The following is an 11,873-nucleotide window of genomic DNA, read 5'->3' on the forward strand; positions in this document are numbered from 1 at the left end:
CAGCCAGCCTACGCACATCAATGTGGAGCCGGCCGACGGAGATTCCGAACGCGGATGCTGACGTCCACCGCCCCCGGAGGGGCTATCCCAAAAAGGGCGGCCCCTTTACCAATGGGCTGGCGCATAGATTCGCTGCTTCCCAAACATGCAGCCTTAAGCCCTCCGAACTTGGCGGGCCTGCATTGGTGAGCGGTGAAACCATGCCGATAGGGGCCTCTCGCAGACTATGTGGTCCTGCTTCCGTTTCGATTCCCAAAGAATGGCTTCGTGTGCGCCAGTTTGGCCAACCGCACCAAGTCCTCCACACGCCACGACCAACGAAGACAACCGTGGCCGATGTAACCCTGAGCCCTGCAGCAGGCAAAAAAGCGTCTCAACTGGATCAGCTTGTTCTCCATGTAATTCCTGTACAACTCGTTATCGTATGTTGGCCCAGCAAGATCGTCCATGACCCTGCTGCTCAGCTCGCCGAATCGACCGGTGACGAGGACGCGCCCCCATTCAAGCCATTGGTCAACGCCTTCGATCTCCCGAAAGCGGCCGGTCTGCGCCACGATTATCGGGGTCCAACTATCAAGATATTGGGCACGACAAATTCACGTTTCGGCAGCCTGCTCGGCTACGGAGATTTGGTGATGCAAGTTATCGGTCAGACACTGGTCAGCAGCGCGCGTCTGCCGACCATACCGTTCTATCCATCATCCCTGACCGGTTTACGTACGTCCTCTACATCAGCGCCGGCTTGGCGCGAACGGCACGCTCGGCGTCGCCGGGTGTGGTGGTGCCAGAGATCCCGTTAACGGTGCAAGCGGTATCCCAGCCGGGGTTGGGGCAACTCACGCCGGCGTCGTTGCAGTCATATGAAGCGGGAACCTGTCGACCACCAACGTCAATCATCACGACGCATTTGCCGTAACGCTTGTGGCCTTCGGCAGCCTGTGCGGAGGTGATCGCCAGCAGCGATGCGAATACGGCGATCGTGGCGGAACGGGTGCTCAACATGTCTCTCTCCCTAATCAAATCAACGAGAACAGGCTGGAACGTTAGACCTGAAGTGTCGATTAGCGCGGCCTTCATCCGTCGTTCAGGTGGCGCCCAGCCTGCAACCCTGAGCGACCGCAACGGGGTCGGATGCCGAATGTCGGCTTTTGCCAATTCATCGCCGAAGCCGGTCTGGCCGGTTCCAGCCCCTTTGCTGATTAGGAAACGCGTGCTTTTCCTTGCCCAAATGGCAAGGAAATTTGATCGAGACGATCGGATATGGGGTGGAACGGACTGGCGGCTTTCTGGCATCACACCGAGAAGCAGACATCGCTAGCTTGGTTGGTACTCTGAAGCCCTCACGTTTGGGCTACGCTCCTAGGCAGGACTTTATCCTGTAGGAACGGGGCGAACCGGCCGCCGATAAGGCGGTGAGCTTCGGCGTCTGGATGCAGGCGATCGGGTAGTGGTAGCCGGGCATGGTCGGGCTCGCCGTAGAGGTCACGGCCGTCGAGATAGTGGATATTTGGATCATCTTCAGCGCGCTGTTCAACGATGGTCTGCAGATGCGCGCGAATGACCGTCAGGGTCAGCTTGCCGCCGCCAACTTCTTCCTCTTTGCCAAGGGCAACAAACTTCATCTCACCTTTTGCCAACGCGTCCAGATCGAACATACCCGGCCCGGGCGTTGTTTCATGTATCGGGCAGTAGATTGGAGAGATTACCAGCAGCGGCGTATCGGGATGACCCTCCCGAATAGTATCCAGAAAACCATGCACTGCTGGCCCGAACGCACGAAGGCGCATCAGGTCCGCATTGACCAGGTTGATGCCGATCTTGACGCTGATGATGTCGGCCGGCCTGTCTCGGATGGCGCGGGCCGTGAAGGGATCGAGCAGGGCATTGCCGCCAAACCCCATATTCATGAGATCGACGCCCACCAGAGAAGCTGCAATGGCCGGCCAGGTTCCGGTGGGTGAGGCGGCGTTCGAGCCGTGGCTGATCGAACTTCCATGGTGGACCCATAGGGCCTTGGCCATATCCGTCACCGCCACGATGGGTGCATTCGCTCTTAGGGCCCCAAGCTCGGTGATCTCGTTGTGCGGCAGCCAGATCTCGACTTTTTTCTCTCTGCTGGCCAGGCCGTTGAATTGAAGTGTCTGGACGCCCGCCGGTTCGCGAACCACGGTTCCGGACGCCATATCGATACGCAGGATCGTTGCGTCTCGGGCCGATTGTTGGGATTCAAGACGGCCATCAATGCAAAGGTCAAAGACACCGACTGGCCGCGGCGGAACGCCAACAAGCTCCCGTCGCGAAGTCAGGACGTCGATTTCGATGGCAGTGGCCGCAGTTCTGAACGCAATCCGAACGCCTGATGGCTCGGATTCGACCATCGCCATCTGAGGATCAGACGATTGCGCACGCGCCTTGGCCGGAAGCCGATGAGGCAACAGCCCGAACTCGGTCTGCTCCAGTTCGGCAAAGCCTTGTAGAAGGGATGGGTCGATTTGCGTCGAGGCAATGAGATTGTGCGTTGGCATCTTGCAGTCGCTTTTCAGGTGTCGTTCTTCTGCTTCGCCCAGTTCTGGAGCAAGGCATCAAGGCCATCGACATCACGCTTCCAGGAGAGCGCTGCGTCTGGGGCGCTGTGGCTGAAGCTCCCGGCCAGTTCCAACAGGGAAAAGCCCAACACGAACGCAGCGATCAGCCGCGTGGCATGAACGCGGTCAGCGTCCCCCAGATCGTATCCGCGCAGCATTGCGTGGTTGACCCGAGCGAGGCGCGCGCCACCACTTCTCTGGGCAGTTTCGCCATCCAATGGGTAACGGGAAGCATGGAACAGACCGGGGTGCTCCTGAGCAAAATCGCGATGTGTATCGACCAGTGCAACCAGAGCATCCTTGCCCGCGCGTCCCGCGACTGCCTCTTCGGATCTTTCGGCCAGGCGCTCAAGTGCCAGGAGGGCAACGCCTTTTTTGAGCTCGTGTACATTCGCCACGTGCCCATAGAGGCTGGGCAATCTGACGCCGAATAAAAGGGCGATCGCCGTCAGCGTCAGGCTATCGAAGCCCTTGGCATCCGCGAGCTTTGCTGCTTCCTGGATAATTTTGTCTTTCGTCAAGCCGACTCTGGGCATCAAATTTTTTGAAACCAAATTACACTAGACATTAGCCTAATAACATTAGTTATTGATTTCAAGCTCGCAGATGGTTGAGCGGCGTCAAACCCGGATAGCGGCTGGTTTTGGTCTCAACTAGGGCTATATGACCGAAATGAAGTAGATGCCGAATGTCGGCTTTCTCCGTTCCTCGTCCACGGGCGGACAGGCAGCAAACGGCCCCAATCCAGCCTTCCGGCGCACCAGAGCCCAGAATACGCTGGGCGACGGAAGCTATCGCGCGATAACCGCGCTTTAAGGTGCGTCGGGACGCGCGACCCTGGGCACTGAGGATACCGTTGCCTGCTCTGTCGAACTGGACTACGGCGCCCTCGGCCTCCTACTCCTCGAGGACTACAAGGTGGCGTTTTCGTCCTGACGTGATAGCTACCGCGCTGCCTTTGATCGCTTGGAAGCCTTGGCGTAGCTAGACGGCCCAACCGCCGAGGCAAGACGCTAGCTCTTGACGTCTTGCTCGAGCCCGACGAACTCAAAGAGGGGCGTGAGGTTTCCGCCATCGGCGGCGCGGAGCGCGGCGATATAGGCGGTGCGGCGCTCATTGTCGGCTTGAAGATCAAAGCCGCTCGCCCAGGCCACTGGCGGATGGTCATAGATATCTTCAAGCAGAATATCGGCGGCGATGCGCGCATGCCGGCCATTGCCATTTGGGAAAGGATGGATCTGAACCATCCGGTGATGATAGCGCGCCGCGGCTTCGAGCGGGCTGTAAGTACCGTTCTCTGACCAGTACCGCGCATCATCCAGCAAATTGCGGAGCTGGACACCGATCTGGAAGGGATCGATGCCGATGTTCTTTTCGGTGAGGCGATACTCGCCCGCCCAACTCCAGACATCGCCAAAGAGTCGCTTGTGCAGCGTCCGGATGAATGCGTCATCAAAGATGCTGCCACCCCGCCGCCGTGACAGCCAAGCGAGCCCCTGCTCGATATTGGCCTGTTCCAACTCATCGAGTTCGCCGCGCGTCGTCACATGGCCGAATTTCAGTCCCTGTTTCTCATCCGGGTCGAGCGGGGTCGCGCCTTCGGGTTCTTCAAAGATCATTTTACCTCCCAGAAATCCGGCGGCATATCCCGCGCCAACTCATCGGCCAGGTCTTCGATCCGCTGCTTGGTTTGCGCGCTTGACAGGGCTTGCTTCTCCAGCGCCATGTGGGCGCTAGCGCGGCGGATGCGGGCTTCGGCTTTGCGCCGCGCCTGGGCGCGGATCACATCATCAACGCTACCCTCGGGAATGATGGCATAGACGAACCGCCCTCCCATGGCCTCGGCCAGCTTTTGCATCTGGCTGATTGTTATGGCGCCATCACGCTCGTTGCGCTCGGCCTGATAGACTGCGCTGCGGCTGACATTCATGCGGGCAGCCACTTCGGCTCCGGACATGCCAAGCGCTTTACGCAGCGTAGCAAGCCACCCTTCAGAAGGTGTTTGGTTGGAGCCGAGTTGCTGCGCTGCGCGGTCGGCGATCTTTACGAATTGCCTTCTGGCTGTGTCTTTGACGTTCATTGCCTATTACCTCATGGGCAAACAAGCCCAGTTTGTATATCATATGATAGACATAAACGGACTGAATGTCAATTTATTGATATGCATGCGTGCTAATAATGCATATCTACTGATTGACAGAACTGCTAATGTGCGCATCAACTGATGCGCATGCAGCGGCTGGCCCCGATGGCCGGCCGCGAAATTTTGGGCCCTAGAACATGGACAATTGCGCACCGCTCCAGCCGGTGCGCTCCGCTTCATGGTCCAGCCAGGCGGTGACAAAGGCCACAGCGCCGCCGTGATCGGTCACGGCTCCAACGGGGATAAAATGCGAGCGGTAGCCTGTTTCGGTGACAGGTAGCGGGACGCGGTTTTCGCTCATGATCTCGGTATGATCCACCAAGCCGAACTTCTCCGGTGTGAAGGTGATCTCAAGCGCGATGCCGCGCCATGTGATGGTGCGCTGCTCCATGTCTCTTGCCTCCCTCTTGCGGGGAGCCGCCGCTTACGCGGCGACTCCTGCCTTGGCTCGGGGTTGCTCGGACTCGATCATGGGCTGAAGACCACGCAGGAAATCCGCGGCACGCTGGGCATGGGCAGCGGCGCTGAAGATCGCGCGCTTGTCTTCCTTCAAGACCTTGAGCCAGCTTTGAATATAGGCGGCGTGATCGCTGCGGGGCTCGGGAGTCAGCTCCAGATCGGCGCACAGAAACGCTGCGCCCAGCTCGGCCACCAGCTCTTCGCGGGCATAGCCTTCATCGCCCCAGCGCTTGCGTCCCATATCCCGATCGAGGCGGCTCTTGTGCTTGGTCCAGTGGGTCACTTCATGGGCAAGGGTTGCGTAATAGGCTTCAGGGCTGCGGAACGTCTCGAACAGAGGCATCTGCACATGATCGCTGCGGCCGCTATAATGGGCGCTGTTGCCGCCATGGCGAATGTCGGCGCGCGTGGCGGCAAAGAACCGATCCGCATGCTCGATCCGCAACGCTGGATCAATGACCGGCTCGGGCTTGGTGTAGTAGTGCTCCGGCAAGCCTTCGATCTGCTCGACGTCGAAAACGCTGTAGCCTTTCATGAATGGAATTTGGCACTCTTCTTCGCTGCCGTCGTCCTGCTCCTCGGTTTTGGTGATGGTGTTCGCGTACACGACCAGATTGCCGCGCTCGCCCTTCTTCACATGCGCGCCCAGCTCCTTGGCTTGGCGGAATGTCATCCAGTAGGGGGAGAAATACCCCGCCTCAACAGATGCAGCCCAGAGCATCAGGATATTAATCCCGTTATAGGGAATACCGTTATGCCGTAGCGGCTTGGTAATCTTGCCTTCCAGATTGCCGCTGCTCCACGGCTTGAGCCAGCTCAGCTCGCCCTTCTCCAGATCGGCGATGCTCTTGTCGGTTACGCGTCTGTAAATATCGGGTTTCATTGGCTTTTCCTTTCCTAGTTTGCCGGTTGCGCATGCAACCGGGACTAGGCCCGCGCCAATGAGCGGGGGGAGGCCGTCAATGATCCGCGCGGCGCGAGGGGATCACCCGCCCTGCACGACCAAAGGAAGGAAGGACGGGGATACGCGCCAAAGCGCGCCCGAAAGGGCGCTCTGGGTCTTGATGGCCAGGGGGCCGCAGGCCCCAGCCAAAAGAGGAGAAGTGTCAGCCGCTCACGGCTGACGATAGATGCGCAAGGGATGGACGCCGAATGGCCGAGACTGCCACAGGCAGCCTCGGTTCACGACAGCCCGGCCCGAAATTGGGCGCGCGGAGCAAAGCGGAACTCTTGATTTATCAACTGGAGGCACCTACCCGAGAAACGGAATGGCATGGCCAATGCGCAAAGACAAAGCTCGTAACGCGTGACAGTAGTGCGATCCCTCAATCAGGCAGCATCAGCTGCGGAGCGAGATACGTCCAACACCATTACATCGATTGCCGCCCGCAACGGCTCAGGCATCTCAGCAAGAATAGCTGCCCTGAGTTCAGCCGCCGAGCTGATCTTGGTCCTTACACGACCTGCAACTGGCACGTTCGGCCCGTACCAGAACACGAGGTAGATGCCTTGCCCGGCGGCATCGGGATGGATGGCGTAGCGCTCGGACAGCTGGGCTGACGCTGCTGTGAACAATTTGGTGTTCCATTGCCCTTTGACCTCCACCACAAGGAGACGGTGCACGCCAGGGAGCGCCGCACTGACCGTAAAATCGCAGCGGGTGTTCTCTGCCATATGACGCTCGATGACCACCGATAGGCCCAGAGCCCTCATCCGTCCGGACAAGAGGTCTACGATCCGGTTGCGCCCGGTATTCTCATCGACATGATCCGATCCCTCGTAGAACGTCTCGAGAGGATCAGTTTCAGAACCGCGAAGCCATATTTCAAGTGCGCTTAGTTCTTCGGTCAACAAGGCACGCAGGTCTTCAACTGTCGCCACCTGATTGTGATCGCGCATTGCTGTAATTTGCTCCGGCGCGGGCGCTGTAAAATCCCTGAGCGCGAGAGCGTGCAAAGTCTCGGCGCAAAGCGTCAGCAGTTGGGCCCTGAAAGTAGCGAAGCGGCCATCGGCGAGCATCCGATCCAGAACAGGGAGCCTGCGGTCAGGTTCCGCCCGGCCGATTTTCCAGATCACGTCTCCAAAAGATCGAAAGGCTCTCTCTCCCGGCGGCGAGCTCGTGCCATAGATGCTCGGCAATGGTGTGGGCGGCCATGCAGCGACAAAGGAATCTAGGATTCGATAAATTGCATCCGGGCTGAGTGCCGGAAGATACGTCTCGCCCCGGCCACCGAACCAGCCGATGCGATCCTGAATTTCTAGAACGGTTTCAGGGTCCTGGCTCAACTCGGCCCATGCCTGTTCCAACGACTGGGTCTCGAAGAAAAAGCATTGCATTGTCCAGAAGCGGTGACGCTGCACCGCATATTGATCCTCTGGCGTGTTCCCGCCGCTATCGGCAATCGGATCAGCAAAGCGCGCATCGATTAGCCGAACAACGCGACGCCTGTCGCCATGCACTACAGCCAACTCGAAAAGGGCTTCCCTCGCGTGCCGCGGCATCTGCGGATAGCGCTCGAGCCAATCGAGGGGTAGCGCGGGCAAGAATCGTGCAAAGGGCGCCTTGCGCTTCAGCCAATCGATATTGGTAGGCGTTTCATGTGAAGACGAGAGAGCTGGCTCGATATACTCGGCCACGTACAGATCAGGCGCTTCTGAATCCGCAAACACGACCGCCTCGAGAGCGCTGTTGAAAGCCTCTTCTTCTGTATCGTTGCCCTCAAACGCCGGCCAAGGGCCGGCCTCGGTATAAGCCGCCCCCAGAACTGCCGGATCGAGTTCGCTCAATGGCTTGCCAGCGCGAAAGCGCATGAGGCAATGCGCATAGAGTATTTGTGCTGTCACGGCTCCCCGATTAACTGACAGGTCTCCCAGTGAGGGAATATGCGGCATTAAATGTGGCAGGCAGTTCAGCACGGCGTCCTCGGGTGTTATGCCTAGTCCATACCCGCCAGCTTGTCAGGTTCGATGAGGATCATCCGCGCAAAATACTGCGTCCAGCCGCCGAACAATCCAGAAGCGATAGCTTGCCGGTTTGCCAGAAAGTGCGTGCGATTGTCGGCATTGTTCTGGGCTTCGCGCCGCTCATACCGGCCGCGCCGATACCGAATGCCTCGGTTTGCCTGCGCCTGATGTAACCGTGCCTGCCGTTCCCGGAGCGCCCAGATGCGCAGAAGTTCCGGACTACTCTTGGCCTGCGCCCGTTGTAGCGTTCGGACCGGGCTCGCGTGCTGCTCCTTAGTGTAGCGGTTGTGGGGCATCCACATAATGCGCCAGAGCGCGGAATGGCCGGAAGCGGCGGCCCTTCCTGCGATATTCATCATGTCCTGAACCTGGAAGCGCATGCCTGCATGAGTAGTGCTCATGAAGATCGCACTCACGGCCTCTTGCGTTGCGTCGGCTGTCTCGCAGCTGGAGACCGCAAGCCACTGCATCTCCTGCCGTAATTCATGATCATCAGTGAGGTATCGCACCGAAGCGCTGCTGTCGGGCCCGCGGTGCTCAGAAAAAACAAGCGGCTCCACCCATCCCCACACGCGACGAGGATCATGCGGTGCTATTGAAACCTCAAAATAACGATCCAAGAGCGAGCCTGCGATCTTGCTGATACCGATTCTGCAGCGACAACGCCACGGTTGGCGCGGCGAGCAAGTGCAAACGAGCCCAGCAGTCAAATCGTCCAGCGCTGCTTGGACGTGGGTGGCCCCCAAGGATGAGATCAATGCCTTGATGAAGTATCGCCGCTCCATATCGCGATCGCGGGGCCCATCGCCGGCCGGATAGAGCGTGGCTGCGGCCCTTAGCAGCGCAAGCAAATGGGGTAAGCCAATGCGTTCCACGCCAAGTTCGCGGATCGCATGCGCAGCAAGATCAAGCGAGACCGAATTTTGTTCGGCGATCAGCGTGGGCACAAGCCCTGCTGCCCGGGCGGGATCTGCCTCAACAAGGGTTGCGAACCCGCTCTTTCGCGTGCCTCGTCCCAGCGCGCCCGACAATGAAATTTGCGCAAGCTCCGGCGCAAACATCATCCCTGCTTCTGATGATGAAACAAGCTCGAGCACAAGATCGCGCAGCATCCCGTTGTCTGCGCGAGGGTCGAGGATTGTCGAAACGGCTGCCCTTACATCGTCCGTGAAGAACTGGCCGACGTTGAAACGCCGCCATACATCGCCTCGCCGGAAAAAAGGATCTTCCTGCGAAAGATCGCCGAGCCGGGCCAGCACATGCTGTTTCGCTTTTGGACTAAGGTTCGACGGATCCCCGTTGGCGAACACGGCATAGGGATCCAGGTCGATCAGAACCAACTGTGCCGGTTCGCGCGTAAGTGCCGCCATCCACCCGACAAGACCACGCAGTTCGGTGCGAACGGCACCAGACGGCGCGATAATGGAGAGCAGCCGGGCCAGTGAAAGTCGGTCACTCGCATCATCCAAGCGGCGGGCGAGATAGCGCGCTGCGCAATATTCCGCAACGATCCGGTGAACGGGCTCGTGGCAGTCGTCGCCGTTGGTCGGCTTCAGAAGTCTAGGTCGTGTGGGCAAAGTGTCTGATCCACAGTCGGATGGACGCGACGAGAACGAAGCCGAGGAAGCTGTCGGCGGTCTTGTCGTATCGGGTGGCCAGGCGGCGGCTGTGTTTGAGCTTTGAGAAGCACCGCTCGACGAGGTTGCGCAGGCCGTAGATATGCCGGTCGATGACGGGTTGGACCTTTCGGTTTCGCTTTGCCGGAATAACGGCGGCGACGCCTCGGGCCTCCAGGTCGGCCAGGATGAGGTCGGCGTCGTAGCCCTTGTCGGCGAGCAGGACGCGAGGGCGTGGGCCGGGCTCGTCCATGACCGGCGCATAGCCTTTCACATCGGAGACTTGCCCGCCGCTCAGCGTGATTGCGATAGGGAGACCGAGAGCGTTGCTGCGGAGATGGATTTTGGTCGAGAAGCCACCGCGAGAGCGGCCAAGACCCTGGTCCGTATCCCCTTTTTAAGCGCGCCGGCGGCGTGCTGATGGGCGCGAATGATCGTGGAATCGATCATCTGGACGCTGTCGTGGCCCGCGCTGGTCTCGTTCATGGCCTCCAGCATCACGTCCCAGAGCCCCGCCTGCGTCCAGCGTCGGAATTGGCGATAGACCGAGTTCCAGGCGCCGAAATGGCTGTGCAGATCCCGCCAGGCCGTCCCCGTCCGGGCCACCCAGAACACTCCATCCAGCACTAGTCGATGGTCACGAGGTGGCCGACCTCGCCTCGGACCCTTCTCGACTACGAACGGCTCGAAGAACGCCCATTCCTCATCCGACATCAAACCACGAACCAACACTGCCCTCCGCAAAGAACAGCCTTGATGATGTGGACGCCCCCGGCCAGCGCAGTGCCGGTTAAGGTGCTGTGGAAGTGAAAGCAAGAGAAGGAGCGTTTACAATGAATATCAATACAATCGGACTGGATCTGGCCAAGAGCGTTTTCCAGGCACATGGCGTGGATGACACCGGGAAGACAGTGCTGGTGAAGAAGCTGCATCGCAAACAGATGCTGCCATTCTTTTCGAAACTGGCACCCTGCCTGATCGGGGTTGAAGCCTGCGCTACGGCGCATCACTGGGCGCGTACGCTGATCGCCATGGGCCATGACGTCAGGATCATGCCGCCGTCTTATGTAAAAGGATACGTCAAGCGCGGCAAAAGTGATGCGCTGGACGCAGAAGCGATCTGCGAAGCCGTGCAACGTCCCACGATGCGGTTCGTGCCCGTCAAGACGGTTGAGCAGCAGGGCATCCTGATGGCGCATCGGGCGCGATCTCTCCTGGTGCGCCAGCGCACCATGGCAGCGAATGCACTGCGCGCTCACCTGGCCGAATTCGGCTTCGTCGCAAATCCCGGCATCGCCAATCTGGCGAAGCTGGCCGATAGGGCCTTTGCTGATGAAGCCCTTCCTACTTACGCTCATCGAGCGCTTGAGATATTGATCCGACGGATCACCGAGTTAACCGAGGAGGTCGGCGAACTCGATCAGGAATTACGCATCTGGCATGCCGAGAACGAGGCCAGTCGAAGGCTCGCGGCTATCCCGGGTGTCGGGGTGATCACAGCGACAGCCATCGCGGCAACAGTGACAGACCCCGATCAGTTCCAATCAGGCAGGCAATTCGCCGCCTGGCTTGGGCTGACGCCGCAGCAGCAGTCGACCGGAGGCAAAACACGTCTCGGTGGTATATCCAAACAGGGCGACAGGTATTTGCGGCGCCTGCTCGTCGTTGGCGCAACGGCCGTCATGCGACACGCCAAGCGTAACCCGACGCCGATAACAGACTGGGTGAATGGGTTGCTGGAGAAGAAGCCGTTCCGGCTCGCCTCGGTCGCCCTCGCTAACAAGCTCGCCCGCATCGCCTGGGTAGTACTAACCCGCGGAGAGACATATAGACCCTATGGGCGGCCTGCCTGACCGCGCGCAGCCCGAACCAAATTGGCAATGGCAGTCGATGATGCGTAACGATCGAGCCAATGGAGAGGCAAACCCGTCTGATTCAATGCGCCACTCGTGCGCGCCAGCTTGATCAGGGACCTCACCGGCGGATTTCCATCAGGGCCAGCAGCGAATATCACGCCGCACAAACAGGCCGGACATATGAAAGCAACCGATCACCGCAACATGACAAAACCAGCTCTTGCCATAGGGGGCGTCCACATATGAATCA

The 11,873-nt window shown here is 59.3% G+C and carries 11 protein-coding genes; 1 reads left to right on the forward strand and 10 read right to left on the reverse strand.

Going from position 1 to position 11,873, the window contains the following annotated elements; genetic code table 11:
• Positions 1 to 726: 726 nt before the first annotated feature.
• The 10 genes from EO136_RS16050 to EO136_RS16095 form a co-directional block, all read right to left on the reverse strand.
• Positions 727 to 1,002, reverse strand: coding sequence for a hypothetical protein (locus tag EO136_RS16050; RefSeq protein ID WP_127145409.1), 276 nt, complete (start codon positions 1,000 to 1,002; stop codon positions 727 to 729).
• Positions 1,003 to 1,340: 338 nt separating this feature from the next.
• Positions 1,341 to 2,525: an SGNH/GDSL hydrolase family protein gene (locus EO136_RS16055; protein WP_127145410.1), complete on the reverse strand. Its 1,185-nt coding sequence runs from the start codon at positions 2,523 to 2,525 to the stop codon at positions 1,341 to 1,343.
• A gap of 14 nt (positions 2,526 to 2,539) precedes the next feature.
• A complete protein-coding gene (locus EO136_RS16060) occupies positions 2,540 to 3,106 on the reverse strand; it encodes a TetR/AcrR family transcriptional regulator (protein ID WP_206513355.1) in 567 nt (188 codons plus the stop codon).
• A 492-nt stretch (positions 3,107 to 3,598) separates the two neighbouring features.
• Positions 3,599 to 4,204, reverse strand: a complete 606-nt coding sequence (locus tag EO136_RS16065) for a mobile mystery protein B (protein WP_127145412.1) — start codon at positions 4,202 to 4,204, stop codon at positions 3,599 to 3,601.
• Entirely contained in the window at positions 4,201 to 4,665 is a 465-nt protein-coding gene (locus EO136_RS16070) for a mobile mystery protein A (protein WP_127145413.1), read from the reverse strand. The genes EO136_RS16065 and EO136_RS16070 overlap by 4 nt, the downstream gene beginning before the upstream one ends.
• A gap of 193 nt (positions 4,666 to 4,858) precedes the next feature.
• On the reverse strand, positions 4,859 to 5,119 hold the full coding sequence (locus tag EO136_RS16075) for a hypothetical protein (protein WP_127145414.1): 261 nt from the start codon (positions 5,117 to 5,119) through the stop codon (positions 4,859 to 4,861).
• A gap of 33 nt (positions 5,120 to 5,152) precedes the next feature.
• Positions 5,153 to 6,070: an ArdC family protein gene (locus tag EO136_RS16080; RefSeq protein WP_127145415.1), complete on the reverse strand. Its 918-nt coding sequence runs from the start codon at positions 6,068 to 6,070 to the stop codon at positions 5,153 to 5,155.
• Positions 6,071 to 6,516: 446 nt separating this feature from the next.
• The gene (locus EO136_RS16085) at positions 6,517 to 7,974 is read right to left on the reverse strand and encodes a hypothetical protein (protein WP_127145416.1); all 1,458 of its coding nucleotides are present in this window, start codon (positions 7,972 to 7,974) and stop codon (positions 6,517 to 6,519) included.
• Positions 7,975 to 8,123: 149 nt separating this feature from the next.
• Positions 8,124 to 9,728 (reverse strand): hypothetical protein, encoded by a 1,605-nt coding sequence (locus tag EO136_RS16090; RefSeq protein ID WP_127145417.1) that lies wholly within the window; start codon positions 9,726 to 9,728, stop codon positions 8,124 to 8,126.
• Positions 9,712 to 10,481 (reverse strand): IS5 family transposase gene (locus tag EO136_RS16095; RefSeq protein WP_246018425.1). Its coding sequence is split into 2 segments (ribosomal slippage): positions 9,712 to 10,164 and positions 10,167 to 10,481, totalling 768 coding nucleotides; the frame shifts between segments, so codons are not numbered across the junction. The genes EO136_RS16090 and EO136_RS16095 overlap by 17 nt, the downstream gene beginning before the upstream one ends.
• A gap of 119 nt (positions 10,482 to 10,600) precedes the next feature.
• Between EO136_RS16095 and EO136_RS16100 the strand changes: the two genes are divergently transcribed.
• Positions 10,601 to 11,620: an IS110 family RNA-guided transposase gene (locus tag EO136_RS16100; RefSeq protein ID WP_127143153.1), complete on the forward strand. Its 1,020-nt coding sequence runs from the start codon at positions 10,601 to 10,603 to the stop codon at positions 11,618 to 11,620.
• Positions 11,621 to 11,873: the final 253 nt, after the last annotated feature.

Source organism: Pelagibacterium montanilacus, from assembly GCF_003992665.1.
Taxonomy (GTDB): Bacteria; Pseudomonadota; Alphaproteobacteria; order Rhizobiales; family Devosiaceae; genus Pelagibacterium; species Pelagibacterium montanilacus.